The organism is Micromonospora sp. U21 (assembly GCF_018070045.1).
Classification (GTDB): domain Bacteria; phylum Actinomycetota; class Actinomycetes; order Mycobacteriales; family Micromonosporaceae; genus Micromonospora.
The window spans coordinates 101,334-127,360 of the sequence record NZ_JAGPYK010000014.1 but is presented as its reverse complement, the minus strand read 5'-3'; the positions used below and the strand labels follow the sequence as shown (position 1 = coordinate 127,360).

Below are 26,027 nucleotides of genomic sequence, written 5' to 3'. Positions count from 1 at the left end.
GACCATTCGCGGCGAACGAGGAGAGATCCGTGGCGACCACATTCGACGACCTGGCCGAGCGGTACATCGCTCTCTGGAACGAGACAGATCCGGCGAGGCGGCGCCGCGACATCGACGACCTGTGGGCCCCCGAGGGCCGCTACGTCGACCCGCTGGCCGTCGCCGAGGGCCCGGACGCGATCGACGCGACGATAGCCGCCGCGCAGAGCCAGTTCCCCGGCATGACGTTCCGGTTGGCCGGCCCGGTCGACGGCCACCACAACCAGGTCCGCTTCACCTGGGAACTCGGGCCGGAAGACGTCGAGGCACCGATCGTCGGCTTCGACGTCGCAGTGACCGACGGCAACGGACGGCTGACCCAGGTGCTGGGTTTCCTGGACCGAGTCCCAGCGGCCTGAGGATCCCCGGGGGCGGCGGCCACCGCCGGCCGCCCCCGCTACTCGCCGCCACCGGCACAGGCGCCGGGAACCGACCCGAACGGAGACTCATGACCGCGTACGCGCTCGCACACCTGCGCAACGCACCCATCCACGCCGACGTGCTGGAGTACCTGGAGCGCATCCAGGCCACCCTCGCCCCCTTCGAGGGCCGGTTCATCGTCCACGGCGGAACCATCGACGTACTGGAAGGCGACTGGCCGGGTGACGTGGTGATCATCAAATTTCCCGACCTGGGCAGGGCCCGCTCCTGGTACCACTCCAGCGCCTACCAGGAGATCAAACCCCTGCGGACGAGGCACCTCGCCGGCGAGGTGATCCTGGTCGAAGGAGTTGAGACCAACCACGACTCGGCGCAGATGGCTGCCGAACTCCGTCAAGCCAATGGCCTGTAGCGGCGGCAGCCACATGCGGGTGACGATGGCGAGTGCCGCGGCACGGCCCGGCCGCGCGAACGAGGACTTCACCGGCGCCGTACCGACGGCGGCGGTGCTGATCGACGGCGCCGGCATTCCCGGCAGCGAATCGATCTGCCGGCACGGTGTGGCCTGGTACGCCAGCCGCCTGGGCGGCAGCCTCCTCAGCCTCCTGTCACTCGCGCCGGACCGCAGTCTTCCGGCGCTGCTCGCCGAGGCCATCGAGCAGGTGACGGACGATCACCGGGACACCTGCGACGTCGCCGACCCCATCAGCCCGTCGGCGACCGTGGCCATCCTGCGCCTGTCCGACGGCCTCATCGAGCACCTGGTGCTCGGTGATTCGGTCCTCGTGCTCGACAGGGCAGATGGCGCGCCGGTCGTCGTCTCGGATCCACGGGAGGTGACCATCAGCCGGTCGTACCAGGCCGCGCTCGAGGCCGTCGTCGCGGACAGCGACGAGTACCACCGAATCCTGCGGGACCTGCGCGCCAACCGGAACCAGCCGGGCGGCTTCTGGGTGGCCAAGGACGCCCCGCAGGCGGCCGGCGAGGCGATCACCGGAAGCTGCCCGGTCTCCGAGCTGACCGGCGCCGTCCTGCTCAGCAACGGAGCCAGCCGCGTCGTGGACCGGTTCCGGCTCGCCGACTGGCCAGGGGTTCTGGCCGTCCTGGCGTCGAGGGGGCCCGCCGAGGTCATCCGTCGTGTCCGGCAGGCGGAGGCGCGCGACGCGGTGGCGGCGGACGACGCGACGATCGCACACTGCACCGATTTCGTCGTCGGCTGACCATGACCGCGCAGCCGGCGGTCGTGGCCGGCCCGGTTTCCGCGCCGGTGGCCGAGGTACCGCCGCTGTGCAGGACCGAGGAAGGGACGCACCGGATGAGCGAGCGGGAACGGCACCGCGACGGCGACCGTGCCGGGGTGCCGCAGGACGCGGCGGCGAAGCGGACCCGGGCGGCGCAGGATGCGCATGGCGGCAGCATGGCCCCGGGCATGGTGGACGACACGGGCCACCCGGTCACCGAGGCGTCGGCCGACCGCGTGGCCGACACCGACAGCGCCGACTGACGGCCGTTGCCGGGAGCGAGCCGACAACGCCGTCGGCGTCGCCCCCTGCGTGGTTCGTTCAGGCCGTCGGGCCGACCTCGATCACCAGGCCGTCGACCGGTCGGGTGGGGATGCGGTGCAGGGGAATGCCCAGGTCCTGCTCCGGCACCGCGTACGCCAGGCGGGCCAGCCGCACGGCGAGGTCCCGCAGCAACGCCACGGTGATCAGCTCGCCGGGGCAGCGGTGTCCGGTGCGCGGGTCACCACCGCCCTGCGGCACCAGCTCGAACGGCCCGATCTCCCGGTCGAGGAACCGCTCGGGACGGAAGTGGTACGGCTCCGGCCACAGCCGGGGGTCGTGATTCTGCCCGTACAGATCGAGCAGCACGATCGCTCCGGCCGGGACGCGCACCCCGTTCCACGCCAGGTCGGTCACCGCCCGCCCGCCGACGAACGGCGCGAACGGGTAGAACCGGCGGACCTCGTGCGCGTACGCCTCGGTGAACGCCGAATCGGCCGCGCGGAGCCGGTCCCGGTGCGCCGGCCAGCGGTGCAGGGCGTGCCCGGCGAAGGCCACGAACCAGCTCACCGCGACGGTGGGCCGGATGATGTTGAGCAGCTCGACCGCGGCGGTGCGGGCGTCCAAGGGCGTGTCGTCGGCGTCCCGGTGCTCCGCCACCACCGCGACCGCGGAACCCGCCGGGGCCTTCGTCTCGCCCCGGCGCACCTGCTCGATCAGCGTGGCCAGCCAGTCCTTCCGGCGCGTCCGGGCCCTCCGTGCCCGCCAGTGCCGGGGGCCGGCCGTGGCGAAGCCGTCGACCATGGCGACGAGGTCGGCGGCGAGCGCCGGCACCTCGGCCGGCGCCAGCGGGATGCCGGTCCAGTCGCAGACCGCCCGGGTCAGCACCCGGCTCGCCTCGTCGAAGAGCACCACCGGGCCGCGGGTCGGCCACTCCCGCGCGGCGGTCTGCCACGCCGCGCCGACCCGCTCGACCAGGCCGTCGATGCCGCCGTTCATCAGCAGACCCACGAACAGCTCCTTGCGGACGCGGTGCGCCGCGCCGTCGAGGGTGTGCACCGCGGCGTGACCGAACAGCGTGCTCTGCACTGGTCCCGGGATCGCCCCGTGCCGGCGGACATTCTGCTCGTCATAGAAGAAGCGCGCCGCCGCCGGACCGCGCAGGGCCATCACGGGTATCCCCACCAGGCGGGTCCGCAGTACGTCCGCGTCAGCCAGGCGCAGCCGGTTCGGCAGCCAGGCGTAGCCCTCCAGGGCGAGCGGCAGGGCGTCGTCCAGGCGCAGGGTGGAGCTTTTCGGCATGGGTGCAGTCGTGCCCCGTGGGCCCGACGGCAAAACACCAGCCCGCCGGCCCGAGACGGTCGGCGGGAATGCTTGCGGCCGTTCAAGCACGAGCCGATGACCGACGTGCTGGAGGCGTACCGCCAGTTCCAGGACCGCGAGCCCGGGTGGCTGAAGGTCGCCCTGGCCGCCTGACCACCGACCTGGCGGCGCGGCGCCGGCACGGCCGGTGCCGCGCGGCCAAACACGAGAAGAGGAGACACGCCATGGCCGGGCCCCACGCCGCCCCCGGCGGCATCGTCATCTACACCGACGTGACCTGCGGCTGGTCCACCACCTCGTCGCCCGTGCCGCAGCCACCGCCACCTGACCGGGCACCTGCCGGAGTTACCGCTTCCGGGCCCGCGCGGTGGCCCGGGCGTTGGCCTTCTGGATCGCGCGGACCTCGTCGTCCTTGCTCAGGTTCTCCGGGCCGTCAATGCCGACCCGCCGGGCGACGTCGTCAAGATGTCCCTTGCTGGCGTTGGCGTCGACCCCCTGGGCGGTGTCACGGCGTCCCTGCGCCGACTCGGGTGTCCCCTGCTCAGCCTGCGGGTCCGAGGGGCCCCTGTGCTCCTTGGGCTCCCAGTGGTCCCCGACCTTCTCGTGGGTGTGCTTGAGCGAGGCGAACGCTGTGCGGTGGGCCCGTTCGCCGTCGCCGTAGGACTCCTCCGCCGACTCGAGGGTCTTCTTGTAGGTCCGTACCGCCTTGTCATCGGAGCGCGCGATGGTCGACGGCACGTCGTCGCGCATCTGTTCGGCCTGCTCATGCTTGTCCGGCATGACGACACCTTCCCTACCGTGTGTGTTGGAGGCGGCCGTCGCCCGGCGATGGCCGCCTCGCACCGGTCCCCCGACGCGAAGTCAGGCGAACCCGGCACCTCGTGCATGCCCGCCCTGCCGACAGAGAAACGCCGTCCACTCCGTCAGGGGCTTGGCCGGCATGGCGTGAGAGCCAGCGGGTACCGCTTCTCCATGGCCGATCCGATCCAGTCGCAGAAGTACCTGCGCGGCGTCGACGACGTCCTCAGCATCCTGGCGGACGACTGGCTCGACTTCACTGACGACGTCAGCGAAGCCTTCTGGCAGGCGTGACCCGCCGAGCAGGACGATGACCGACGACGCGCCCGCCGAGGAGGGCGCGCGCCACGCGCGGCAGGAGAACGAGGACGACGCCCGGCTGAACGGTCTCGCCCGTCGGCTGGACAAGCCCATGGGCGTACTGGGGATCCTTTTCCTGCTGCTGGTGGTTGGCCAGGCCCTCACCCACGACGAGCCGCTCGTCACCCTGCTGACTGTCGCCAGTTGGGTGCTGTGGGCCGTCTTCGTCGCGGAGTTCGCGCTGCGTGCCTGGCTGGCACGCAGTTGCGCCCGCGACTTCTGGAGGCGCAACTGGTGGCAGGTGATCTTCCTCGCGGTGCCTTTCCTACGGTTCGCCCGTGCCGCCGCCGCGCTGCGGGCCGCACGCGGCACCGGCGTGGTCGCCGCCGCCGTCCGCGGCTCCCGATCGGCAGGTCGGCTGCTGACCGACCGGCTGGCCTGGCTCGCGGTGATCACCGTGGCGATCATCCTCGCCGCCGGGCAGCTCCTGGTCCTCACCAACTCCTACCCGACGTACGGGCAGGCCCTGCACGATGTCGCGCTGACCACCATCACCGGTGAGCCGCTCGACGCCACCGACACCTTCGCGCAGGTCCTCGAACTGGTTCTCGCCGCGTACTCCGTGGTGGTCTTCGGCACCCTCGCCGGCGCCCTCGGCGCGTTCTTCCTCAGCCGGCAACGCGACGAGGAGCAGCCCAGACGCACGGGGGCCGAAGCGAAGCAGTGAGCGGCGAACAACCACGTGTCCGCAGCGCACGACCGCCGGGCCAGCATCGGTGTCCAGGTGAACCCGGACGAATCCCGGCCCGCCCGCGAGGCGTTACCGGCGGACGCGGACGGCGAGCGGCCATTGGGAGGGCGCGGATCAGCCGTCGGCGGACGACCTGTCCCGACCTGGCCACCGGGGCCGTAGCGACCGGCGGGTGCGGTGCAGGACGCCGAACCAGGCGGGCGCTTCCCGGGACTCGTCGAAGGCCCGCGCGATCACGACGTCGGTCGAGGAGTGCAGCAGAATGGAGATGACGATCGTCAGCGCGACGAGGTGGAACACCTCGTCGCCGGCTGCGATGCCGGACTCCAGGACCAGCAGCCCGTAGACGACGGAGGCGAAGCCCTTCGGTCCGAACCACATGGCCGCGGCCTGTTCCCTGGTGCCGAGCCCGGAGCGCAGGAATGAGATCCACAGCGCGACCGGCCGGGCCACGAAGATGGCCAGCACAGCGAAGACCCATCCGGTCCAGGAGATCTCGCCCAGGAACCGTACCGATATCAATGCACCGAATACCAGCAACGCCGCCAGTTTCAACAGCTCGGCAATGTTCTCCCCGAAATGTTCGAATGCTGCCCGCTCCCGCGGCCCGAAGGTAGCCACGGTAATCCCGGCGGCGAACGCGGCGAGGAACAGATTGCCGTGGGTCACCTTGCCCAACGCGAGCACCAACAGCCCGATCGCGACTCCGTTCAGCGGCGCGTACGCAGCGGACGCCGCGAGCCAGCGCGTCCGCTCCAGCGCGATCGCCAGCAACGGCACCAGCACACCGATGAGCAGCCCCGCACCGAGTTCGCCGGCGAGCGCTTCCAGATGCAGGTCGTCCGAGCCCGCTGCGACAGCCAGGAACAGCACCACGAACGGAAGGGCCAGTCCGTCGTTGACACCCGACTCCACGTTCAGCAGGTGCCGCAGCCGGGCCGGCACCTTGTCGTTGCCCACCAGCGCGGCCGCGAACACCGGGTCGGTGGGGGCCAGGATCGCGCCGATCAGCAGCGCCTCCGGCCAGCCGAGGCCGGCCACGTAATGGGCCAGCAACGCGGTGATCAGCAGAGTCAGCGGCAAGCCCCATCCCAGCGCCCGGCCGGGCAGCCGCCACGCCGAGCGCAGGTCAGCCCACCCGACCCGCATACCATCGGTGAACAGCACAGCGAACAGCGCGAGCTCCGCGAGTTGCGCCACGATGGGGGAATCGGAACGCAGGTGCAGCAGCCCGGTGGTGTCCTCGCCGAGAACGAACCCGGCCACCAGGAACAGCGCCGCCGTGGACAAGATGGTGCGGTGAGCCAGCGCAGAGAGCAGCACGGCGACCAGCAGGACAGCGGCGAACGACAACAACAGCACTGGTCACGCTCCAAGGACATGCGGCATCACGATGCCGACCAGACTTCCCGGCGCTCCAGTGATCCCGACGATCATAGCGTCGACTGGTAGAGAGATGCGCACTGACCGATGCGCTGCAGTCAAGCCAGCCTCCGCCTGCGAGGGCAGGTCCGACGATGAGTGCGAGGAGTGCCGGGAGTCCGGTTGGCGACCAGACCGACGTCGACCGGGATGTCCGCCACGAGGTGTGGCACCTTCGCCCCACTGAGCGTCGCTGCGCTCGCCACCTGGCAGGAAAGCATGCCCAACGGTGGCACGATCAATCGTCGTTATATCAGCGTTTGAGCTCTAGTCAGCCCCCGCTCCACTCCTTGAGGGTGGCCGCTGGCCGACGGTGTTCGTTGGCTAACGTAGGAGCTGGTGTGCCGGGAAGGCTGGTCGGCGATTCCCTCATCGACCCCACCGGAGGATCCCGATGGCCCCAGCACCGGCGAACCGCACGCCGCCACACCTGCTCAGCCGCAGGAGTTGGCCGGAGGTACGCCGCATCGGGGACATCCTCCGTACTGAGACGGTCGGTGGGGTGCTGCTGCTGATGGCCGCGGTGCTCGCGCTCGTCTGGGCAAACTCTCCATGGGCCGGCGCGTACCGGTCGATCGCGGATGTCACCATCGGCCCCGGAGCACTGCACCTGGACCTGTCGTTGGCGCAGTGGGCCGCCGATGGCCTGCTGGCGATCTTCTTCTTCGTCGCCGGGCTGGAGCTCAAACGCGAGTTCGTCGCCGGTGACCTGCGCGAGCCCCGCCGGGCGATGCTGCCCGTCGCCGCCGCGCTCGGCGGCATGACGCTGCCCGCGTTGATCTACGTAGCGTTCAATGTCGGGGCCGGCGGCGGGGCGTTGGCCGGGTGGGCGATCCCGACCGCAACGGACATCGCGTTCGCCCTCGCCGTACTCGGGGTGATCAACACGAGTCTGCCCTCGGCGATGCGGGCCTTCCTGCTCACCCTCGCGGTGGTCGACGATCTGCTGGCCATCGTGATCATCGCAGTCTTCTACACCAGCTCCCTGCACTTCGGGCCGCTGCTGCTCGCGCTGGCCCCGATGGCGCTGTTCGGTCTGCTGGTGCAGCGCCGGGTGCGGTCCTGGTGGCTGCTGCTGCCACTGGCCGTCACAACATGGGCGCTCGTGCACGCCTCCGGAGTGCACGCCACGGTCGCCGGGGTCGTGCTCGCCTTCACCGTGCCGGTGCTGCGCCGCAAGCCGGGGCCCGGCCCCGGGCTGGCGGAGCACTTCGAGCACCGGATCCGACCCCTGTCGGCCGGGGTCGCGGTGCCGGTGTTCGCGTTCTTCGCCGCCGGAGTCTCGGTCGCCGGGGCGGGCGGCCTCAGCGCGGCCCTGACCGGCTCGGTCGCCGTGGGGGTGATGGCCGGGTTGGTGCTCGGTAAGGCAGCAGGTGTCCTCGGTGCCACCTGGCTCGTGCAACGGTTCACCCGGGCTCGGCTCGCGGAAGGGCTCTCCTGGTGGGACATGGTCGGGCTGGCGCTGCTGGCCGGGATCGGCTTCACCGTGTCGCTGCTGATCGGCGAGCTGGCGTTCGGTGCCGGCACCGAACGCGACGATCACTCCAAGATCGGCGTCCTGCTCGGTTCGCTGCTGTCAGCCCTGCTGGCCACCGTCGTCCTGCGCGCTCGCAACCGCCACTACCAGGGCGTCTGCGCCTTGGAGGAGCGCGACAGCGACGCCGACGGGGTGCCGGACGTCTACGAGGAGGAGACGACCGGGACGAAGCCGGCTTGATCTTGGGCGCTCATCGGCTACGCCGGCCAGCCGAGCAGTCGGGCGCCGAGGACGGCTGCTTGCAGGGTGAATCGCTGCGTGGGCTCGCCGGGGTGGTAGCCGGTCAGGTCGCGAATACGGTCGAGGCGGTAGGTGATTGCGCGAACCGACAGGTGCATCTGCCGAGCCGTAGCGGTGTGGTTGCCCTGGTTGTCAAAGAGCAAGGTCAGGGTCTCCAGGTACGGCTCGGCGCCGCCGCGGGCCGCGGTGAGCGGCCCGAGGACCGTGGTGACCAGGTCGGTGATGGCGTCGCGATCGCGCAGAAGCACGGGGAAGACCAGCAGGTCGGCGGCGTTGAGTACGGGCGCGGTGAAGCCAAGTTTGGCCGCGTGGTCGAGGGTGTGGCGGGCCTCGTCGAGGGACGTGGCCAGGCCGTGGAGACCAGGGTGGGTGCGGCCGACCGCGATCTGCCAGTTGCCCGCGCCAAGCTCGGTGAGGAGCAGGTGGGCGAGTTCGGCCGCGATGCCGCGTAGGCCGCCGGCGCTGATGCAGACCACATCGCCGTCGCGGAGGGTGGTGAGGGTGTTGCCTTCGCCGAACCTGGAGGCCAACGCGACGTCGATGCGGTGTGTGATGCCGGGAGTCAGGCTGGCCGCACGGGCGGTCAGGACGGTGTGGCTGGCCGACAGGCGGATGCCGTATCGGTGTGCGCGCTCGGCCAGGTCACCCGGGTCCGCCCGGCCGGTGAGCAGGTCGTTGACGAACACCGCCCGTTCACTGTCGTGGCGATCCAGCTCGGCGCGGTTCTGCCGGGTGTATCCATCCACCGCGGCGGTGAGCAGACCACGGGCGGTGTCCAGCAGCGTCTCGGCGCGGGCGTGCAAGGTGGTGGCCGTGTCCGCCGTCCCGACGGGGGTGGCGCTCCAGTGGGCGGTGGCGGCATCCAGCACGCCGGCGACAAGCTCGCGCAGCTTCAGCCCGTCGTCGGCGGCGCGGGCGCCCAGGTTGACCGCTGCCTGCAGCCGGGCACTGGCTGGGACGTACAGCAGGTGCCTGCAGTCGGCAGCCAGCCAGGTGTGGTCGCTCATGGGTTGTTCCTTGTCGGCGTGCCGGTGGACGGCAGTGGACGGCGGCCACCAGCCTCGGGTTTACACACCGATGTCGCGGCGGTCGAACAGGATCACCCCGGCAGTCGTGGTTGCGGCGCCGAGGAGCACAAGGGTGAGAAGCTCGACCGGGTGCCAGCCGGTGTGCAGCGGGTCCGTGCCGATGAAGTAGTGGAACGGTGAGAGCCAGCGCACCCAGTGCCACCCGTCGAGCATGCCGCCGATGGCGTTGACCATGTAGGTGGCAACGGCGAGACCACCGGTGATCGTGAGGACGGCACCCCGCTTTCCGGTGGCGGCACCGACGAGGAAGGCGATGCCGGCGAAGCACCACACCAGGGCCACCAGGCCGGCCGAAGCGGCAGCGACCCTGGACAGAGAGATGTCCATGCCGATCCAGGGAACGACGATCATCAGTAGGATCCACGGGATGGCGGCGATCGCCGTGAGCGCGCTGCCGGCGGCGGCCACACGTTGCCAGGCGAAAGCGGCTCGCGACAGCGGATTGGCCAGCATCAGCTCCATGCCACCGTCCTCCTCCGGCCGAGCGATCGTTCGGGCGATCAGCGTGATGGCGCACATCAGGACGAGCAGTGGGCCGATCAGGCTGAAGATGGTCGCCTGCAGGTAGCCGGCGGGCGACAGCATGTCGGCGATTCCGAGGAAGTCCAGCATGCCCTGGGGCAGAGCGTCCTGCTTCAGCTCCGCCGCCCCCTGGAACTGACTGTAGAACGAGGTGTAAATCCCGGTGAAAGCGGCAACACCGACGGCCCAGCCGATCAACGACGAGCGGTCGTCACGCCAGGTCTTACGCACCAGCGCGGGAAGCATCGCCGGCTCCTTCCCCGTGGTAGTAGAACGACAGGAACGTCTCTTCCAGATCGGGCTCGGCCGACAGCATGTCCACAACCTCGTGCCGCGCCGCTGCCTTGATCAGCGGGTCCATGCGGCCGTCGATCGTGCATTTCAGCACCGGTCCGGACACGACGACGTCGCTCACCCCGGGCAGGACGCTGAACTCTGACGGCTCCACCGGATCATCGAAGTGGATCTCGACGGCGCGGACCGCCCGCTTTCCGAGTGACTCGACTCGTTCGACCGCGACCAACTGGCCGTCGCGGACGATGGCGACCCGGTCGGCGGCCTGCTGCACTTCGGCCAGGACGTGGGAGGACATGAAGATGGTCTGCCCGGCGACGCTGGCGTCGCGGACCATGGCCAGGAATTCCTGCTGCATGAGTGGATCCAGGCCACTGGTCGGCTCGTCGAGGATCAGCAACGCCGGCTGGTGCATGAACGCCTGCACCAGGCCGACCTTCTGTTTGTTGCCCTTGCTCATCGTGCGCACCGAACGGGACAGGTCCAGGTCGAGCCGCTCGGCCAGATCCGTCACCTGCGACCAGGCCACACCACCGCGTGCCTCAGCGAAGAAGCGCAGCAGGCTTTCCGCCTTGTCCCGCCCGGGGAACATGAGTTCGCCGGGCAGGTAACCGATCTGACGATGCAGTGCGGCCTTGTCCCGGCGCGGGTCGAGCCCGAGGACGGTCGCGTTTCCACGGGTCGGGCGCAGGAAGTCCAGCAGCAGCCGGATCGTGGTGGTCTTCCCGGCGCCGTTCGGTCCCAGGAACCCCATCACCTCGCCGGCACGAACCTCCAGGTCAAGGCCCTCGACGCCGCGGCGCTGACCGTAGAACTTGGTCAAGTCCTCGGCGAGCAGGGCAATGTCGCTTGTCATGTCCACATCGTCGCGGTCACCCCTGTCCGGCATCCAGGGCAGCATCCGGCCGACATCCCCCTGATGCCATTGCCGGAGATCGGCAAACCGGCGGCCCGTGCAGTCCAGTCGATCGTCGCCACGCAGACCGAGCGCCGCACTGATACCCGCTGCTCCGGTCCGCGTGGCGACGCACAACAGGTCACCCGCGCAGGTCGCGTCGTCGGTATGCGGCCGCGCCTGTGGTCGTCAGGACTCCCGCCAGACCCGTCATCACGAGTGCGCCCCGCCAATCGACAGCGGCCAAGGGCACCGGTGCGAGATGGGCGAAGGGCGAGAGGTTCGCCACCCAGGTCGGCGCGGCGGCGCTGTCCGCGGTCACCTTCAGCAGGAAGCCACCGGTAGCCGGTAGGCAGCCGAAGGCTGTGACGGCGCCGGGCGCGATGCCGGTGGCGAGGATGGCGGCGCCGGCACTGAGCAGAACGATCGGCAGAGTGTTCCACGTACCTTGCAGTGCGGCGCTGAGTGCGAAGTCGCCTCCAACGACGGTGACGCCCACCCAGGTGGCAATCGCGGCGCTGGTGACAAGGACGAGCGCTCCGCCGATCGTCGCGGTGAGCTCAGCCGTGAGCAGCCGGAGCCGGCTCAGTGGCTGGGCGGCCAGCATAATCAGGCGACGATCGAACTCCGCGGCGACGAACGCGGCCATGCGTACCGCGGTGAAGGCGCCGACGGGGAGGGCGAGCAGGGCGAAGATCGCGGCAGTGAAACCCTCGACCCTGTCCAGTTCGGTGAAGCCCGCCTGCGCGGCGGCGTCGACGAACGCGGCGTTGTCGGCCAGAAAGTCCGTCACCGAGATGCTGGTGATACCGATCAACAAGAAGTAGGCACTGACGCCGGCGGACCAGCCGGCCAACGGAGCCAGCATCCGGCGCACGGCGAACGCCTCCACCGTTGCGAGTAACCGCAGACGAGCGGGTCGGCCCGTGGCTGGCGCCGTGAGACCACCGCCGACATCGCGACGGTCGGCCGCTGCCAGCGCGGCGCCGTATACGAGGATCGCCGCTGTGAGCAGGATCAGCAACGGCAGCGGGTGATTCCCCGCATACGGTGCGCTGAGTTCAATCAGGCCGAACGGTGACAGCCAGCGCAGCCACCCGAGGGCGGTGAGACCGTCTCCGATCATGCGCGCCAGCAGGCCGGCGCCGAGCACGGCGATCGTGACGCCGGTCGCGGCGGCCCGGGCCGGGAAGATCTGCGCGGCCAACGTGGCGACGGCGACGGCGAACAGCCCGAGGGCCGCCAGGCCCGCACCGTACACGGCCGCGCCAGCCCGGTCGGGTCCCGCGCTCGACAGCGCCGTGGCGGCTGCGAGACCGGCGGCGAGCGGCACGAGCGCGACGACAACAACGTGCCGGCCCACGACATCGCGCAACCGCACCCGGCCGGCCAGCAGCACACCCCAGCGTCCGGCATCTTCCTCACCTCGGGTGATGCGGGTGGTGGCGAGGGTCGACCACACGCCGAGGACGACGGCGACAACGGTTCCGACCCGCCACACGGTGAACCCGCCGGCTTCGCCGAGCGCGACCGGGTCGCCGAACAGAGTGCGGATAGCCGGGTTGCCGGCCAGCGCGTCGAGGCTCGCCACGGCGGCCGGGTCGGACATCATGCTGTCGTAGCCGCCCACCACGATGGCCGGCATCGCTGCGGCGAACGCCAGGACGAGCAGGCCACCCCGGCGAATCTGCCGGAGTGCCAGGCGGCTGATGGCCTGTCCCGGAGCGGCCCGGAGCGTAAACGCGAAGTTTGTCATCGCGCCGCCTCGGCACCGTAGTAGTCGAGGAAAATCTCCTCCAGGCTCGGCTCGCGCACCGTGAGCGCCGTGACGTCGGCCTCGGCGAGGACGCTCAGCGCGGGTGCGGGCGGCCCGGTCAGGAAGAATCGCAGCTGCCCGTCGCCGATGGCCTCCACCGTCTCGACGCCCGGCACCGCAGACAGTGCCGGTGGGGTGCCGGTGAATGCGACGGTCACCTCGGCGCGTTGCAGAGCACGTAACCGCGCGACGGACGCGACCTCAACGAGCCGGCCGGCGCGCAGGATCCCGACCCGGTCGCAGATCGCCTGCACCTCGGCGAGTTGGTGGGAACTGAGGAAGACCGTCTGGCCGCGGTCGCGTGCCTGTGTGACAGCGGTGCGGAACTCGCGTTCCATCAGCGGATCCAGGCCGCTGGTCGGCTCGTCCAGTACCAGCAGTGGCGCGCGGGTGGCGAACGCCGCGACCAGCGCGACCTTCTGCCGATTGCCGGTCGAGTACGTACGAGCCGGCTTGGACGGATCAAGCACGAACCGCTCGATGAGCTCGTCCTGGTAGGCCAGATCGGTGCCAGGCCCGATACGCGCCAACAGGTGCAGGATCTCCGCGCCGGTCAGATGTGGCCACAACGCGACGTCGCCGGGCACGTAGGCCAGTACCTGGTGTGCACGGGTGACGTCTGCGGCGTCGACGCCAACGACACTGGCTCGCCCAGCTGTAGGCCGGATGAGACCGAGCAGCATTCGGATCGTGGTGGATTTGCCGGCGCCGTTCGGGCCGAGGAAGCCGAACACCTCACCAGCCGCGACCTCGAGAGTCAGGTCGTCGACGGCCATCAGGCGGCCGTATCGCTTGGTGAGCCCGACGGTGCGCAGGGCGGAATCGGTCAACGGACAAGCCTTTCGATCGACGTGGATCATGAACGCCGACCAGGCTTCCCGGCACACCTGCCATCACCGTACTCCCGCAGTCACCCGGCAGACAGACCCGCTTCCGGCCCTCAGGCATGGAATTACGGGCGCGGGGCGAGGATCACCCGACCGGGTTCTGCGACAAGATGTCCGATCTGCGAAGAAGCCTCCCGTATTACCGTGGGTTTGCCCGCCAGATGGAGAGCAAGAATTCTCTTGGTCGATTACTGGCGTAACCCGATCGAGAGGACACCGACCATGCGCGATCTGTCTCGTCGCGACCTCCTCAAGGCGACGGCGGCCGTTGGCGCGGGGGCGGTCGTTCTGCCGGGCATCATGGCCAGCGACGTACCGGCCATTGCAGCCGACGGCTCGGGTTCATCCGTCAGCGCGAAATGCCCGCCGGCGAAGCTGACCGGCCGCATCGTCCGTCCCCAGGACCCCGGGTACGCGAATGCGAGCCTCGGCTGGGACGAACTCTTCGTTCGCTATCCGCTGGTCATCGTCTTCGCTCAGGAGACCCAGGACGTGGTCAACGCCCTCACGTGGGCGCGGCAGAACGACGTCGCGCTGCGGGTGCGGAGCGGCCGCCACAGCCTCGAGGGTTGGTCGAACGTGGACAACGGCATCGTGATCGACGTCAGCGAACTGAAGTCGACCCACATCGACACCGCCAGTGGCATCGCGAGAGTCGGCGCCGGGCTCAATCAGTTGGAGGCGGTGACCACGCTCGGTGAGTACGACCTTGCGGTAACGACCGGAACGGAGGGAAGCGTGGGCCTGTCCGGTGCGACCCTCGGCGGCGGCTTCGGCTTCCTCACCCGTTACCTCGGCATGGCCTGCGACAACCTGATCGGGGCGGAGATTGTCGTCGCGTCGGGTGCCGACGGCGCGAAGGCGATCGACGTGGACCTGCAGCACCACTCGGACCTGCTCTGGGCGCTCCGCGGAGCGGGAAACGGCAACTTCGGGATCGTCACCTCACTCACCTACAAGGTGGCTCCCCTGAAGAAGGTCGCCTACCTCCAGGCGACCTGGGAGGGCCTCGACGACCTGTACCGGGTCTTCGACACATGGCAGCGCACCGCACCGTTCGCCGACAACCGCCTCGGAACCCAGCTGGAGATCCACAAATCCCAGATTCTGCTGTTCGGGGTCGTCGCGGACGGAGGGGAGGGCGAGGCAAAGGAGTTGCTGGCGCCGGTCCTCTCGATTGGCAATCCCGAGGTAACGGTGCAGACCGGGGGCTGGGGCGACACATATGCCGGATTCCAGATTCCGACCGAGGACGAGCCCGCGAACTGGAAATTCTTTTCGCAGTTCACCAACGAGCCATTCCCGGAAAAGGCGATCAACCTGATCTGCACATTCATGGAAAACGCGCCCTCGGAGGACAGCAACTTCTTCACTCAGGCCTTTGGCACGGGGGCTCAAACGAGCGAGCCCCGCGGCGGCACGGCGTTCCCGCATCGCAACGCGCTTTTCTATTCCGAGCCCGGCGCCGGATGGGGCACTCGTGGAGAGCCAGACAGCGGCGACGCCGTCACCCCGATTGCCCAGACCTGGATCGCCGAATTCGGCCAGGCACTGCGGCCGTACGTGGACGGTGCCTACGTCAACGTGCCGAACATCGGAATGGCGGAGTGGGAAACCGCCTACTGGGGACGCAACTTCAACCGGCTGCGCAAAATCAAGGCGAAGTACGACCCCCACAACGTCTTCCAGTACGAGCAGAGCATTCCACCGGCAACGGTCTAGTGCCCCTCGGGTACCTGGTCCTTGACCTCGTCGTAGCCCACTTTGGCGGGTGCCGAGGTCGGCGAGTAGATCACTCGGATCACGCCCGTCGGAAACGCCTCCGTCGACGTCATCTTCAGGTGGTACGGCGCGTCGCCCTCGTCGAACAGCTTGCGGCCCTTACGCGCGGCTACCGGATGCACCAGGAGGCGCAGCTCGTCGACCAGGCCCGCGGCGAGCAGTTGCTGCACCACGGAGATCGACCCGGGGATGAGGATGCCTCTGCTGCCGGCATCGGCCTTGAGCGAGGTGACGGCATCGAGGAGATCGCCCTTCATCAGCTCGGAGTTGCGCCAGGAAAACTCCAGCGGCTGGCGCGAGACGACCACCTTGCGCACGTCCCCGAGTTGCTTGGCGAACGGTGCGTCCTCCCCACCCGCGGCCTCACGCTCGGGCCATGCTCCGGCGAAGCTGTCGTAGGTCTCGCGACCGATGAGCAGCACGTCAGCGGTGTCATAGTCCTCGCCGACCGCGCGACCCATGTTCTCGTCGAAGTACGGGAAGTGCCAGTCGGGGTCGATCTCGGCCACACCGTCGGCCGAGATGAACAGCGTGGAGATGACCTTTGCCATCAGGGTGATCCCTTCGAGTCGGGTGGTGTCGGTTGGTAGACCGGGGCATCATCCCAAACTCATCGGCCAGCCACCGATCCTCGCCGACGGAGAGTTCGGCATGTCGAGCTCGCGGTAGGTTGCACAGTCATGGCCACGACCGCCGACGTCCGTCACGAACTCGCCCGCCTCGCCGACCCACGCCGGGCGAAGGGATCGAGCCGGTTCCTGCAGATGATGCCGGGCGGGTACGGCGAGGGCGACCGGGCCATCGGTGTCTCCGTGCCGGATCAGCGCAGGGTGGCGGCCCGGTACTGGCGCGACCTCTCCCTGGCCGAGACAGCGCAGCTGCTGAGCAGCAGCGTGCACGAGGAGAGGCTGACGTCGCTGTTCGTCCTGGTGCGGAGGTTCGCCAAGGGAGACGAGGAGGAGCGGGGCCAGATCTTCCGCCTCATCCTGGCCAACACCGGCCGCATCAACAACTGGGATGGATACCGGCCGACAGGTAGGTGATGCCCCGGTCGGTTGCCCAGCGTTCGGCCGCCTCCAGCAACGCTGCTCCCACCCCGCATCCTCCGACGTCGGGCAGTACAACCGTGTGTACCTGCGCCGAAGGCTCAGGACGCAGGATCTGATGCTCGGGCGGATCGGGATGACGCAGCACCTCAACCATCCCGACCACCCGGCCCTCACGAGTCTCAGCGACGAGAACAGCATCCCGCCTCGGCTCGTCGGCCAGCATTGCCGTGAAGTGGCGCACCACCGCCTCGCGCTGCGGAACGCGGTAGCTGCCGGGGTCGAGAGCGAGGTGCGCCTCCGCGTTGGCCAGGCGCAACTCCACCACCGAGCGAACATCCGCCAAGCTCGCTGGCCGAACCGTCAGCCGAACCTCCTGCATCGTCCCAATGCTAGGGCCGAGGCAGCAAACTTCGGGGCCCGCCCTGATCGGCAGGCCACGTCCTAATCGCTCAGGAGCTGCTCGCGCAGGATGTCTGCGTGCCCGCAGTGCTGAGCGAGCTCGCGCAGCATGTGGAGGTACACCCAGCGCAGCGGGAGCGGGCCGCGCCGGTTGCCGTGCACCATGTCGTCCAGTCCGAGGGAGGACGCCGCGCGGCGTGACGCTTCGCATGCCTCGGCGTGTGCTCGCCGGACCGTGGCGATGGTGTCGCCGTCGTCGAGGATGAACGACTCGTCCGGCGTCGCGGGGATGCCGATCTCGGCGCGCGATCGGCACGTGACGGCTTCGTCGAACCAGACCTTCTCGACGAAGGTCGCGTGCTTCACCAGGCCCAGCAGCGTGGTCCGGGACGGCACCATCGATCGGCGCGCCTGCTCCTCGGTCAGCCCGTCCAAGCAGTCATTGAGCGCGCGGCGGTGCTCATCGAGAAACACCTCGAACTGGGCCTTGGCCGGCTGGTCGATCACATCTTCGGCGAACGTCGCCGGGAGGGACACCATAGGCGAAGCATCCCAGGACTCGTCACCCAAGAGCAACCAGGCGGGGTGCTCGACGTCCTAGCGCCCATCGAGCCAGGGAGTAAGCAGCGCCATGGTCCGCTGGTGGAGGCCGTCCTGGAAGTTCGCCACGCGGACCTGTTCGGCCGGCTCAGCGACCCGCCTCTCGTCCAGGTAGGCGCCGCTGGGCACGCCCGGATCACAGGCGGCGTGGATGACGTTCGCAGCCCCGTATGACGCATCCTCACCCTGAACAGCGAACATCGCGTGCAGCAGCCGGGTGTTGACGACTCCCGGGTGGACGCTGACAATTCCGGACCGGTAGTGCCGGGACTGCCGGGCGGCGTGGGCGACCAGCGCGAGCTTGGACCGGGCGTACGCGGCGGCCGGCTGGTAGCCCTGCTGAAAGTGCAGGTCGTCCAGGTCGAGGCGGGCAGAGAGATGGGTCGCGGACGACACGTGCACCACCCGGCCCGTCGCGGGTATGAGTGGCAGGAGTCGTTCGGTGAGCAGGACGGCCGCCAGGTAATTGGTCTGCAACGTCGCCTCGTAGCCGTCGGTGCTGCACCTGCGGCTCTCGGCGCCGGGGCGACCCGCGTTGTTGATGAGCACGTCGACCTGCTCGGTGGCGCTGGCCACCTTCCTCGCCAGCGCCACGACGTCGTCCAGCCGGTCGAAGTCGGCCCGCGCGTAGACCACTTCGGCTCGGCCGGCGCGGCGAAGCTCGTCCAGAAGCGGCTGCACTGCCGAGTGTGGCTCCGGCCCGTGCAGGAGCAGTCGTCGGGCTGATGTGGCGACGCGCCGCGCCGCCGCAGCACCGATCCCGCTGGTCCCTCCGGTGAGCACGACGGTTCCCGGCATCTGGTCGACCATCCTTGATCGTCCTCCGCACCGTGAGACGTCCGTCAGGACATCATCCGGCGGGCGACGCCCCGACGTGGGCCGATTGAACGACGCCGCAAGGTCCGAATCTCATGACCGTTCGCCGTTCGCCGTTCGCGGTGCGGGATCGAGACTGTCGGTCATCCCTTTTATGATCACGGCCATGTCGGCCGCTTTCACCACCTTGTGGACCCATGACGTCTGCCGCGAGCTACGCCGGGACCGCGTCGGCCAGCGTCCCCCGGTGGCGTTCAGCGGGATGCACCAGTCGCTTCCCAGTTGGACGAGCGTCGGCGCCGGCGACGATGTCTTCGCGCTGCACGTCAACCGGTGCGTGGTCTACGTGGTGAGCCGTCTACGGGTGTTGGACAAGCAGCAGCGCACGTGTTGCGGCGCTGCTCCGACAACATGGGGTGACCTGACCTATCCCGGTCACGACGCCTGGGCGATGCTCGGCGCCGGCGGATGCGGGGCAAGCCCCGTACACGTCGAAGCGACACCGATCCGCTTCGACGTGGCCATCCCCGGCGACCTGCTCACCGCGCTGACCTGGCGCAACCGACGGGGAGACGAGCGCACCCTGAAGTACGTCGTCGACGGCCGTCTCGAACGCTCCATCAGCCTCCAGGGCCTCTATCGCCTGACTGACGAATCCGCCGCTCGATTGGGCGCACTGCTCGACAACGCGCCAACCCCGACCCGAGCTGCATAGATCCTGACCGCCGGCCGGGGAACCGGCGGTCAGGCAGCCTCGCGGACGTCGGGTCAGCGTCGATCGTCGGCGAAAGCCGCACGCGGGTCGAGGAGCCGGCCTCTTGCGTACTCCTCGTCGAAGGCGGCCGGGCCGAGCCCCTCGATCGCGGCGGCGCGCGTCTTGGCGAGGTCGGCCGCGTCGTCAGGGTCCGGCACCTGGCCAAGCGACGCGAACGCGGCATCCGTGACACCGATCATCCGCGCCGCTTGCGCGTGGTCACCTTCGGCCGAGGCGAGCGCGGCACCCGCCACGCATACGTACGGCACGAAGTCAGCCCAGCCGTTGCGGAACACCCGCTCACGGCCATCGGCGAACAGCTTCCTCGCCACGTCGAGATTGCCCAGACCCAGCTCACAGAACGCGAGGTTGTGATACTCCGAGCTGACCGTCTCGGGCTGGTCGAGCGACTCGTTGAGGGCGATGCTGTCCCGGTACAGATCACGAGCCCGGAGCAGGTCGCCGGACATCCGGGCCACGCCGGCCAGCACATGCCTCGGCCGTTCCTCGAGGCGGCGGTCGCCGGAGCGCAGCGCGACGTCGAGGGCCTCCCCCGCCCGGGCCTCTCCGCCCGGCAGATCACCGCCACGGATGGCGACCCGGGCCAGGCTGTATCGGGCCTCCACCTCGCCGGCCGGGTCGCCGGCCGCCTGGGCGCGCTCGATCTCGGCCTCGCTCATGCGCACCACGGCGTCGGTCTCCCCCCGCCGGAAGGCCGAGCGCACGTTCTCACTGAAGTTCATTGGGCCTCTCCCCTGGGTGTCCGTCCTGGTCGGTCATCGGGTCAGCCCCGGCTGCGATGCGGAGTCGGCGCTGGCGGCCTGCGAGTCGCCATGGTGAAACCCGAGCTGCTCGGCGGCAGGTGCTCCGACTGGGGCTGGCGACGTTGGCGATTCACGCCCGTACGCCCCTGTCGGTGTTGTTCCATGTCATCCAGCCGTTCCCGACGTTCTCCGAGGCGATCTTCCTGGCGCTGCGCCGACCTCGATGCTCAGGTCTCCTCGTCGGGTCCGCATCTGTCGGTGCGTCCGTCGCCCAGACGGCGAGCGAGCTGGAACGAAGGAGGATTGCCATGAGGGAAGGCGCAACGGTGTCGTTGACGGTCGTCGGCAGCCGCACGGAGGCGGAGCTCATCGTCGGCCTGCTGCGCAGTTACGGCCTCAGAGCCGCCGTGGCGGCGGACGACGTCGGCGGGCAGGAGCCGCACCTACAACTGCAAGGGGTCCACGTGCTGGTCGCCCCCGCCGACGAAGCCGACGCCCGTGAGCTCCTGGCCGCGGCCCAGCAGGACGGGACCGACGGGCTGCCAAGCGGCAGCTGATCGGCCGTGCCGGGCACCGAGCCCGCCGGAGCCGCCGGGCGGACGAGCCCCGGACGATCGCTGGTGGATCGACCGGGGCTCGTCCGTTCAAGCCGGGTCAGTCGAGGTCGAACCGGTCGAGTTCCATGACCTTGGTCCAGGCTGCCACGAAGTCAGCCACGAACTTGTCGCGCGCGTCCTCGCTGGCGTAGACCTCCGCGAGGGCCCGCAGCTGGGAGTTGGAGCCGAAGATGAGGTCGACCGCGGTCGCGGTCCACTTCACCTCATCGGTGGCCAGGTCCCGGATCTCGTACACGTGCTCGTCGGACTCCGACGCCTTCCACCGGGTGCCCGGGGAGAGCAGGTTGGCGAAGAAGTCGTTGGTGAGCACGCCGGGCTGGTCGGTGAGGACGCCGTGCCGCGTGCCGCCGACGTTGGCCCCGAGGGAGCGCAGGCCGCCGACGAGGACGGTCATCTCGGGCGCGGTCAGGCTGAGCATGTAGGCACGGTCGAGGAGCAGCACCTCCGGCTGGGTCTTCTCACCGGGACGCAGGTAGTTGCGGAACCCGTCGGCGCGCGGCTCAAGGACCCGGAAGGACTCGACGTCGGTCTGCTCCTGAGTGGCGTCGGTGCGGCCCGGGTGGAACGGCACCGTCACCTCGGCGCCAGCGTCACGCGCCGCCTTCTCGACGGCGGCCGAGCCGGCCAGCACGATCAGGTCCGCGAGCGAGATCTTCGCGCCGCCGGCCTCGTTGAACTCCCGCTGGATGCCCTCAAGGGTCTCCAGGACCGTCGCGAGCTGCTCGGGCTGGTTGACCTCCCAGCTGCGCTGCGGCTCGAGACGGATCCGCGCGCCGTTGGCGCCACCGCGCTTGTCGGTGGACCGGAAGCTGGCGGCGGAAGCCCAGGCGGTGGAGATCAGCTGGGCGGTCGTGAGGCCGGATTCCAGGACCTTCGCCTTGAGAGCGGCGATGTCGGCGTCACCCACGAGCTCGTGGTCGACGGCCGGCACCGGGTCCTGCCACAACTGCGGCTCCGCCACCCACGGCCCGAGGAAACGGTCGATCGGACCCATGTCGCGGTGCAGCAGCTTGTACCAGGCCTTGGCGAACGCCAGCGCGAACTCGTCGGGGTTCTCCAGGAAGCGGCGCGAGATCTTCTCGTACGCCGGGTCGAAACGCAGCGCCAGGTCGGTCGTGAGCATCGTCGGCTTGTACTTCCTGGACGCGTCGAACGGGTCCGGAATGATCTCCGGCGCGTCCTTGGCGACCCACTGCTTCGCACCGGCAGGGCTCGTGGTGAGCTCCCACTCGAAGCCGAAAAGGATCTCGAAGAAGCGGTTGCTCCACTGCGTCGGCACGTCGGTCCATGTCACCTCGAGACCGCTGGTGATCGTGTCCCGGCCGTTGCCGGCGCCGTGGCTGCTCAGCCAGCCCAGGCCCTGCGCCTCCAGCGGGGCACCCTCGGGCTCCGGGCCCACGTTGTCGTCGGCGGGGGCCGCGCCGTGGGTCTTGCCGAAGGTGTGGCCGCCGGCGATGAGGGCGACGGTCTCCTCGTCGTTCATCGCCATCCGGGCGAAGGTCTCCCGGATGAAGTACGCCGCCGCCCGCGGGTCCGCGTTGCCGTTCGGGCCCTCCGGGTTGACGTAGATGAGGCCCATCTCGGTCGCGCCGACCTCGGGCGACATCTCGGCCTCGCCGACGTAGCGCTCGTCACCCAGCCAGGTGTCCTCGGGACCCCAGAAGATCTCCTCGGGCTCCCAGACGTCCTCGCGGCCGAAGCCGAAGCCGAAGGTCTTGAAGCCCATCGATTCCAGGGAGACGTTGCCGGCGAGCACGAGCAGGTCGGCCCAGGAGATCTTCTGGCCGTACTTCTGCTTCACCGGCCACAGCAGGCGTCGCGCCTTGTCGAGGTTGGCGTTGTCCGGCCAGCTGTTGAGCGGAGCGAAACGCTGCCCGCCGTCGCCGGCGCCGCCACGACCGTCGTGGATGCGGTAGGTGCCGGCGGAGTGCCAGCTCATCCGGATCATCAGACCGCCGTAGTGGCCGAAGTCGGCCGGCCACCAGTCCTGCGAGGTGGTGAGGACGTTGATGATGTCCTGCTTGAGCGCCTCGACGTCGAGCTTGGCGAACTCCTTGGCGTAGCTAAAGTTCTCCCCCAGCGGGTTGCCCTTGGAGGAGTGGGCATGCAGCACCGACAGGTCGAGCTGGTTGGGCCACCAGTCCCGGTTGGTCCGCGGACGACCTCCGGTCTTGGGGGTCGGCGAGTCGATCGCCGGGTTCTCGCTCTCGCTGCCGTGGGCGGTCACGGAGTCGTGCGCGACCGGGCAGCCGGCCTCCGCCTTCTTGTCCACGCCCTGGGCGCTGGAGGGAGCGTTGTCCTGGGTGTCGCTCATGTACTTCCTTCCGAACTGACGGATCACTGGGCGGTGCGTTCGGTCGCGCAGTCGGGGCAGGTGCCCCAGTAGACGACCTCCGCCTCGTCGACCACGAACCCGTGGTCGTCCGAGGCGGTGAGACAGGGAGCCTGGCCGACGGCGCAGTCGACGTCGGCGATCGCACCGCAGGAGCGGCACACGATGTGGTGGTGGTTGTCCGCCACCCGCGCTTCGTAGCGGGCGGTGGCACCGGCGGGCTGGATGCGCCGCACCAGACCGGCGTTGGTGAGCGCGCGCAGCACGTCGTACACCGCCTGGTGCGAGACCGCCGGGAGGTCGGTCCGGACCAGCCGGATCACCGTGTCGGTGTCGACGTGCGGATGGTCGCGCAACGCGGCGAGCACCGCCATCCGGGGCTGGGTCACGCGCAACGAGACCGCCCGCAGCTGAGCCTCGAAGTCGGACGCCACGTGCCGAACATAGTCCACTTTTCTGGAGTAGCTCAAGTTTGGCTCAGACTCGACCCGCTAGGGGGACCTCACCGAAAGGGCGAAACACCGCGATACCAGACACGCTACCGCCCACCACTGATCCGTACCAGCAGGCCGAAGCTTGCCGGCGCGCGAACGGGGCGGGAGCGGCAGGTGACGACCCGGAGCGGGCGGCCGCGATGAACCTGGTCAGCGGCTGCCGCTGCGGGGCCGCGCTCGCTGTCGTACGGTCATCGCGGCCGCCCGCTCCACCGCGGTCATGTCGCCGGAACGGGCAGCCGCGACGATCGTGGTCAGCAGTCGCCGGTGCGCGGCCGCGCTCGTTGGCGTACGCCGCTCACTCGCTATGTCTCGGCGCGCCCGGCTGACCAGCTGACGCACCGCGGGTTCGGTCGACTGCAGGATCTCGGCGATCTGCGCATACGGGTAGTCGAACGCCTCCCGCAGGACATACGCGGCGCGTCCGTTGGGCGTGAGCTTCTCCAACAGCAGCAGGGCCGCGGACTCCAGGGCCTCGCTCCGCTCGACCCCGAGGTACAGGTCCGCGCTCGTGTCGACGGGCTCCGGCAGCCATGGTCCGATGCACGTCTCACGCCGCACCCGCGCGGACTGCAGTGCGTTGATGGCCAGCCGGGTCGTCGTCGTCGCCAGAAACGCGGCCGGGTTGACCACCGCGTCGCGGTCACACGTCTGCCACCGGAGCCACACCTCCTGCACAAGATCCTCGGCCTCGGTGGCGCTGCTGAGCATGCGATACGCGATCCCGAACAGGCGCGGCCGCACGCTCGTGAAGACAGCAGCGGCCTCCTCGAGATCACCCGTCCCGGCCGGCTCGTGCTTCACAGCAGCTCCCCCGTCCCTCGCCCGCGTTGATCACGTCGCGGCTGCCGCCAGTCCCATCGTGGGCCGGACGCGCGGCAATTCCCAACATCGGAACCCAGCAGTGACGGCTGCCACGCGCCTGTCACAGATTCCGCGGCTGCACTGTCTCGGCTGATGGAGGCACTCGAACTCACCAGGAGAACCATGACCACCGAGAAGTTGACCGTCGTCCTCGTACACGGCGCCTTCGCCGAATCTGCGAGCTGGTCCGGGGTCGTCGAGCGATTGCAGGACCGGTTCATCCACGTGATCGCGGTCGCCAACCCGCTGCGCAGCGTGCCGGGCGACGCCGCCTACCTCCGCGATGTGATCGCCGGGATGAACGGAACCGTGGTGCTCGTCGGCCACTCGTACGGCGGCATGGTGATCACGGAAGCCGCCGCCGGAAACGACAAGGTGGCCGGCCTCGTCTACGTCTGCGCGTTCGCGCCCGCGCAGGGCGAGTCCGCGTTCGAGCTGTCGAACAGGTTCCCGGGAGGCACCCTTGGCCAGACGCTGACCGCGTACCCGGTCACGACCGGCGGCAACGAACTCGCCATCCGGCCGGACGCCTTCCACCACCAGTTCGCCGCCGACGTGCCACCCACGCAGGCCGCCCTGATGAGCGCGACCCAGCGTCCGGTCACGGAGACCGCCCTCACCGCAGGGCTGCCGACGGACGCCCCGGCGTGGAAGTCGATCCCGTCGTGGTTCGTCTTCGGCGACGAGGACCTCACCATCCCGGTCCCCCTGCACCGCTTCATGGCGAACCGGGCCGGCGCCAGGGGCGTCCGCGAGGTGCCCGGAGCGTCCCACGCGCTCAGCATCTCGCAGCCTGAAGCCGTGACGGCGTCGATCCTCGAGGCCGTGGACGCGGTCGTAGCGCAATGAGGGCAGGTCGACTGGAGGCATTCAGTGACGGGGTGCTGGCCGGGAATCAGCACGTTCGGGGACATTTTGCCGGAGGTGTCACAGGGCAGGGGAGTTCCCGGTCTTAGCTGGTGACCGGACGGCAACCGATGCCCCGGCCGACAGGAGGGTTTCTCATGAAGATCGTGGTAATCGGCGGCACCGGCCTGATCGGGTCGAAGGTCGTGGCGAAGCTCGGCGAGCACGGCCACGAGGCGGTGCCGGCGGCGCCGAACACCGGCGTCAACACCCTCACCGGCGAGGGCCTGGCCGAGGCGTTGGCCGGGGCGTCCGTGGTGGTCGACGTGTCGAACGCCCCCTCGTGGGAGGACGCCGCGGTGATGGAGTTCTTCACGACCTCCACCCGCAACCAGCTGGCGGCGGAGGCGGCGGCCGGTGTGCGCCACCACGTGGCGCTGTCGATCGTGGGGACCGAGCGGCTGCCCGAGAACGGCTACTTCCGGGCAAAGGCTGCGCAGGAGAAGCTGATCGCGGACTCGTCGATCCCGTTCTCGATCGTGCACGCGACGCAGTTCTTCGAGTTTGTCAAGGGCATCGCCGACGCTGGCGCCGACGGTGACAAGGTCCGGATGGCACCGGTGCTCTTCCAGCCCATGGCCGGCGACGAGGTGGCCCAGGCGCTCGTCCGGGTGGCGTTGGGATCGCCGTCGAACGGGCGGGTCGAGGTGGCCGGGCCCGAGCGGCTTCGGATGGACGAATTCTTCCGGACCGCCCTGGCTGCTCTGGGCGATCCGCGCGAGGTGGTCACCGACCCGCACGCGCGCTACTTCGGCTCGGAGTTGAGCGAGCGGAGTCTGGTGCCGGACGGTGGGGCGGTCCTCGGGGAGGTCACGTACGCCGACTGGCTGGCCCGCTGACCTGCGGGTAGGCCGA

Annotated in this window: 28 protein-coding genes; 12 read left to right on the top strand and 16 right to left on the bottom strand. The window is 69.5% G+C overall.

Annotation, left to right across the window (positions count from 1 at the left end; translation table 11 throughout):
* Positions 1-29 precede the first annotated feature (29 nt).
* From KBX63_RS35310 to KBX63_RS19655, 4 genes are all read left to right on the top strand, one after another.
* The gene (locus tag KBX63_RS35310) at positions 30-398 is read left to right on the top strand and encodes a nuclear transport factor 2 family protein (protein WP_307871767.1); all 369 of its coding nucleotides are present in this window, start codon (positions 30-32) and stop codon (positions 396-398) included.
* Between the two features lie 89 nt (positions 399-487).
* Positions 488-832 carry a DUF1330 domain-containing protein gene (locus KBX63_RS19665; protein ID WP_210912740.1) on the top strand — a complete coding sequence of 115 codons (345 nt, stop codon included), beginning with the start codon at positions 488-490 and terminating at the stop codon, positions 830-832.
* 13 nt (positions 833-845) lie between these two features.
* Positions 846-1,640 (top strand): protein phosphatase 2C domain-containing protein, encoded by a 795-nt coding sequence (locus KBX63_RS19660; RefSeq protein WP_247662721.1) that lies wholly within the window; start codon positions 846-848, stop codon positions 1,638-1,640.
* 2 nt (positions 1,641-1,642) lie between these two features.
* Positions 1,643-1,924 carry a hypothetical protein gene (locus KBX63_RS19655; protein WP_210912852.1) on the top strand — a complete coding sequence of 94 codons (282 nt, stop codon included), beginning with the start codon at positions 1,643-1,645 and terminating at the stop codon, positions 1,922-1,924.
* Between the two features lie 58 nt (positions 1,925-1,982).
* On the opposite strand, the gene KBX63_RS19650 is transcribed toward KBX63_RS19655, so the two are convergent.
* Both KBX63_RS19650 and KBX63_RS19645 read right to left on the bottom strand, forming a co-directional pair.
* Positions 1,983-3,224 carry a cytochrome P450 gene (locus tag KBX63_RS19650; protein ID WP_210912738.1) on the bottom strand — a complete coding sequence of 414 codons (1,242 nt, stop codon included), beginning with the start codon at positions 3,222-3,224 and terminating at the stop codon, positions 1,983-1,985.
* 366 nt (positions 3,225-3,590) lie between these two features.
* Positions 3,591-4,025, bottom strand: a complete 435-nt coding sequence (locus KBX63_RS19645) for a ChaB family protein (RefSeq protein WP_247662700.1) — start codon at positions 4,023-4,025, stop codon at positions 3,591-3,593.
* Between the two features lie 328 nt (positions 4,026-4,353).
* Here KBX63_RS19645 and KBX63_RS19640 point away from each other — a divergent pair, with 328 nt between their 5' ends.
* The gene (locus KBX63_RS19640; protein WP_210912736.1) at positions 4,354-5,070 is read left to right on the top strand and encodes a hypothetical protein; all 717 of its coding nucleotides are present in this window, start codon (positions 4,354-4,356) and stop codon (positions 5,068-5,070) included.
* 138 nt (positions 5,071-5,208) lie between these two features.
* Here KBX63_RS19640 and KBX63_RS19635 read toward each other — a convergent pair whose 3' ends face one another.
* On the bottom strand, positions 5,209-6,456 hold the full coding sequence (locus tag KBX63_RS19635; protein ID WP_210912734.1) for a sodium:proton antiporter: 1,248 nt from the start codon (positions 6,454-6,456) through the stop codon (positions 5,209-5,211).
* Between the two features lie 454 nt (positions 6,457-6,910).
* Here KBX63_RS19635 and nhaA point away from each other — a divergent pair, with 454 nt between their 5' ends.
* The gene (gene nhaA, locus KBX63_RS19630) at positions 6,911-8,233 is read left to right on the top strand and encodes a Na+/H+ antiporter NhaA (RefSeq protein WP_210912732.1); all 1,323 of its coding nucleotides are present in this window, start codon (positions 6,911-6,913) and stop codon (positions 8,231-8,233) included.
* Positions 8,234-8,250: 17 nt separating this feature from the next.
* Here the strand turns inward: nhaA and KBX63_RS19625 are convergent, their stop codons facing one another.
* The 5 genes from KBX63_RS19625 to KBX63_RS19605 all read right to left on the bottom strand — a co-directional run bounded on the left by KBX63_RS19625 (position 8,251) and on the right by KBX63_RS19605 (position 13,684).
* Positions 8,251-9,300 (bottom strand): CdaR family transcriptional regulator, encoded by a 1,050-nt coding sequence (locus KBX63_RS19625; protein WP_210912730.1) that lies wholly within the window; start codon positions 9,298-9,300, stop codon positions 8,251-8,253.
* A gap of 60 nt (positions 9,301-9,360) precedes the next feature.
* Positions 9,361-10,149, bottom strand: a complete 789-nt coding sequence (locus tag KBX63_RS19620) for an ABC transporter permease subunit (RefSeq protein ID WP_210912728.1) — start codon at positions 10,147-10,149, stop codon at positions 9,361-9,363.
* The gene (locus tag KBX63_RS19615) at positions 10,127-11,053 is read right to left on the bottom strand and encodes an ABC transporter ATP-binding protein (RefSeq protein WP_210912834.1); all 927 of its coding nucleotides are present in this window, start codon (positions 11,051-11,053) and stop codon (positions 10,127-10,129) included. Before KBX63_RS19615 ends, KBX63_RS19620 begins: the two co-directional genes overlap by 23 nt.
* A gap of 181 nt (positions 11,054-11,234) precedes the next feature.
* Positions 11,235-12,554 carry a hypothetical protein gene (locus KBX63_RS19610; protein ID WP_210912726.1) on the bottom strand — a complete coding sequence of 440 codons (1,320 nt, stop codon included), beginning with the start codon at positions 12,552-12,554 and terminating at the stop codon, positions 11,235-11,237.
* Positions 12,555-12,844: 290 nt separating this feature from the next.
* Positions 12,845-13,684, bottom strand: coding sequence for an ABC transporter ATP-binding protein (locus KBX63_RS19605; RefSeq protein WP_210912832.1), 840 nt, complete (start codon positions 13,682-13,684; stop codon positions 12,845-12,847).
* Positions 13,685-13,975: 291 nt separating this feature from the next.
* Here KBX63_RS19605 and KBX63_RS19600 point away from each other — a divergent pair, with 291 nt between their 5' ends.
* Positions 13,976-15,517, top strand: coding sequence for an FAD-binding oxidoreductase (locus KBX63_RS19600; RefSeq protein WP_247662699.1), 1,542 nt, complete (start codon positions 13,976-13,978; stop codon positions 15,515-15,517).
* On the opposite strand, the gene KBX63_RS19595 is transcribed toward KBX63_RS19600, so the two are convergent.
* Positions 15,514-16,128: a dihydrofolate reductase family protein gene (locus KBX63_RS19595; RefSeq protein ID WP_210912724.1), complete on the bottom strand. Its 615-nt coding sequence runs from the start codon at positions 16,126-16,128 to the stop codon at positions 15,514-15,516. The genes KBX63_RS19600 and KBX63_RS19595 overlap by 4 nt on opposite strands.
* A gap of 129 nt (positions 16,129-16,257) precedes the next feature.
* On the opposite strand from KBX63_RS19595, the gene KBX63_RS19590 reads away from it, so the two are divergent.
* Positions 16,258-16,620: a DNA alkylation repair protein gene (locus tag KBX63_RS19590; RefSeq protein ID WP_210912722.1), complete on the top strand. Its 363-nt coding sequence runs from the start codon at positions 16,258-16,260 to the stop codon at positions 16,618-16,620.
* On the opposite strand, the gene KBX63_RS19585 is transcribed toward KBX63_RS19590, so the two are convergent.
* The 3 genes from KBX63_RS19585 to KBX63_RS19575 form a co-directional block, all read right to left on the bottom strand.
* On the bottom strand, positions 16,583-17,005 hold the full coding sequence (locus tag KBX63_RS19585; protein ID WP_210912720.1) for a GNAT family N-acetyltransferase: 423 nt from the start codon (positions 17,003-17,005) through the stop codon (positions 16,583-16,585). The genes KBX63_RS19590 and KBX63_RS19585 overlap by 38 nt on opposite strands.
* Positions 17,006-17,067: 62 nt before the next feature.
* Positions 17,068-17,565, bottom strand: a complete 498-nt coding sequence (locus KBX63_RS19580) for a DinB family protein (protein ID WP_210912828.1) — start codon at positions 17,563-17,565, stop codon at positions 17,068-17,070.
* A gap of 57 nt (positions 17,566-17,622) precedes the next feature.
* The gene (locus tag KBX63_RS19575) at positions 17,623-18,423 is read right to left on the bottom strand and encodes an SDR family NAD(P)-dependent oxidoreductase (RefSeq protein ID WP_210912718.1); all 801 of its coding nucleotides are present in this window, start codon (positions 18,421-18,423) and stop codon (positions 17,623-17,625) included.
* Positions 18,424-18,607: 184 nt separating this feature from the next.
* On the opposite strand from KBX63_RS19575, the gene KBX63_RS19570 reads away from it, so the two are divergent.
* Complete coding sequence (locus KBX63_RS19570; RefSeq protein WP_247662698.1) at positions 18,608-19,156, top strand: hypothetical protein; 549 nt, start codon at positions 18,608-18,610, stop codon at positions 19,154-19,156.
* A 53-nt stretch (positions 19,157-19,209) separates the two neighbouring features.
* On the opposite strand, the gene KBX63_RS19565 is transcribed toward KBX63_RS19570, so the two are convergent.
* Positions 19,210-19,938 carry a tetratricopeptide repeat protein gene (locus tag KBX63_RS19565; protein ID WP_210912717.1) on the bottom strand — a complete coding sequence of 243 codons (729 nt, stop codon included), beginning with the start codon at positions 19,936-19,938 and terminating at the stop codon, positions 19,210-19,212.
* Between the two features lie 173 nt (positions 19,939-20,111).
* Here KBX63_RS19565 and KBX63_RS19560 point away from each other — a divergent pair, with 173 nt between their 5' ends.
* Positions 20,112-20,516 (top strand): hypothetical protein, encoded by a 405-nt coding sequence (locus tag KBX63_RS19560; RefSeq protein WP_210912716.1) that lies wholly within the window; start codon positions 20,112-20,114, stop codon positions 20,514-20,516.
* Between the two features lie 97 nt (positions 20,517-20,613).
* Here KBX63_RS19560 and katG read toward each other — a convergent pair whose 3' ends face one another.
* The 3 genes from katG to KBX63_RS19545 form a co-directional block, all read right to left on the bottom strand.
* Positions 20,614-22,890: a catalase/peroxidase HPI gene (katG, locus tag KBX63_RS19555; RefSeq protein WP_210912715.1), complete on the bottom strand. Its 2,277-nt coding sequence runs from the start codon at positions 22,888-22,890 to the stop codon at positions 20,614-20,616.
* Positions 22,891-22,913: 23 nt separating this feature from the next.
* Complete coding sequence (locus tag KBX63_RS19550; RefSeq protein WP_210912714.1) at positions 22,914-23,342, bottom strand: Fur family transcriptional regulator; 429 nt, start codon at positions 23,340-23,342, stop codon at positions 22,914-22,916.
* A 210-nt stretch (positions 23,343-23,552) separates the two neighbouring features.
* On the bottom strand, positions 23,553-24,206 hold the full coding sequence (locus KBX63_RS19545) for a sigma-70 family RNA polymerase sigma factor (protein WP_210912712.1): 654 nt from the start codon (positions 24,204-24,206) through the stop codon (positions 23,553-23,555).
* A gap of 183 nt (positions 24,207-24,389) precedes the next feature.
* On the opposite strand from KBX63_RS19545, the gene KBX63_RS19540 reads away from it, so the two are divergent.
* On the top strand, positions 24,390-25,115 hold the full coding sequence (locus KBX63_RS19540; RefSeq protein ID WP_210912710.1) for an alpha/beta fold hydrolase: 726 nt from the start codon (positions 24,390-24,392) through the stop codon (positions 25,113-25,115).
* Positions 25,116-25,270: 155 nt separating this feature from the next.
* Positions 25,271-26,011 (top strand): SDR family oxidoreductase, encoded by a 741-nt coding sequence (locus KBX63_RS19535; protein WP_210912708.1) that lies wholly within the window; start codon positions 25,271-25,273, stop codon positions 26,009-26,011.
* The last annotated feature ends 16 nt before the right edge of the window (positions 26,012-26,027 follow it).

What these genes read in the sequence shown, in the direction of transcription:
- KBX63_RS19665 (WP_210912740.1), top strand. Translation starts at nt 488, where the DNA reads ATGACCGCGTACGCGCTCGCACACCTGCGCAACGCACCCATCCACGCC.
- KBX63_RS19620 (WP_210912728.1), bottom strand. Translation starts at nt 10,149, where the DNA reads ATGCTTCCCGCGCTGGTGCGTAAGACCTGGCGTGACGACCGCTCGTCG.
- KBX63_RS19570 (WP_247662698.1), top strand. Translation starts at nt 18,608, where the DNA reads ATGTCGGCCGCTTTCACCACCTTGTGGACCCATGACGTCTGCCGCGAG.
- KBX63_RS19585 (WP_210912720.1), bottom strand. Translation starts at nt 17,005, where the DNA reads ATGCAGGAGGTTCGGCTGACGGTTCGGCCAGCGAGCTTGGCGGATGTT.
- KBX63_RS19590 (WP_210912722.1), top strand. Translation starts at nt 16,258, where the DNA reads ATGGCCACGACCGCCGACGTCCGTCACGAACTCGCCCGCCTCGCCGAC.
- katG (WP_210912715.1), bottom strand. Translation starts at nt 22,890, where the DNA reads ATGAGCGACACCCAGGACAACGCTCCCTCCAGCGCCCAGGGCGTGGAC.
- KBX63_RS19640 (WP_210912736.1), top strand. Translation starts at nt 4,354, where the DNA reads ATGACCGACGACGCGCCCGCCGAGGAGGGCGCGCGCCACGCGCGGCAG.
- KBX63_RS19625 (WP_210912730.1), bottom strand. Translation starts at nt 9,300, where the DNA reads ATGAGCGACCACACCTGGCTGGCTGCCGACTGCAGGCACCTGCTGTAC.
- KBX63_RS19565 (WP_210912717.1), bottom strand. Translation starts at nt 19,938, where the DNA reads ATGAACTTCAGTGAGAACGTGCGCTCGGCCTTCCGGCGGGGGGAGACC.
- KBX63_RS19540 (WP_210912710.1), top strand. Translation starts at nt 24,390, where the DNA reads ATGACCACCGAGAAGTTGACCGTCGTCCTCGTACACGGCGCCTTCGCC.
- KBX63_RS19650 (WP_210912738.1), bottom strand. Translation starts at nt 3,224, where the DNA reads ATGCCGAAAAGCTCCACCCTGCGCCTGGACGACGCCCTGCCGCTCGCC.
- KBX63_RS19580 (WP_210912828.1), bottom strand. Translation starts at nt 17,565, where the DNA reads ATGGTGTCCCTCCCGGCGACGTTCGCCGAAGATGTGATCGACCAGCCG.
- nhaA (WP_210912732.1), top strand. Translation starts at nt 6,911, where the DNA reads ATGGCCCCAGCACCGGCGAACCGCACGCCGCCACACCTGCTCAGCCGC.
- KBX63_RS19660 (WP_247662721.1), top strand. Translation starts at nt 846, where the DNA reads ATGCGGGTGACGATGGCGAGTGCCGCGGCACGGCCCGGCCGCGCGAAC.
- KBX63_RS19655 (WP_210912852.1), top strand. Translation starts at nt 1,643, where the DNA reads ATGACCGCGCAGCCGGCGGTCGTGGCCGGCCCGGTTTCCGCGCCGGTG.
- KBX63_RS19595 (WP_210912724.1), bottom strand. Translation starts at nt 16,128, where the DNA reads ATGGCAAAGGTCATCTCCACGCTGTTCATCTCGGCCGACGGTGTGGCC.
- KBX63_RS19575 (WP_210912718.1), bottom strand. Translation starts at nt 18,423, where the DNA reads ATGCCGGGAACCGTCGTGCTCACCGGAGGGACCAGCGGGATCGGTGCT.
- KBX63_RS19645 (WP_247662700.1), bottom strand. Translation starts at nt 4,025, where the DNA reads ATGCCGGACAAGCATGAGCAGGCCGAACAGATGCGCGACGACGTGCCG.
- KBX63_RS19615 (WP_210912834.1), bottom strand. Translation starts at nt 11,053, where the DNA reads ATGACAAGCGACATTGCCCTGCTCGCCGAGGACTTGACCAAGTTCTAC.
- KBX63_RS19605 (WP_210912832.1), bottom strand. Translation starts at nt 13,684, where the DNA reads ATGGCCGTCGACGACCTGACTCTCGAGGTCGCGGCTGGTGAGGTGTTC.
- KBX63_RS19535 (WP_210912708.1), top strand. Translation starts at nt 25,271, where the DNA reads ATGAAGATCGTGGTAATCGGCGGCACCGGCCTGATCGGGTCGAAGGTC.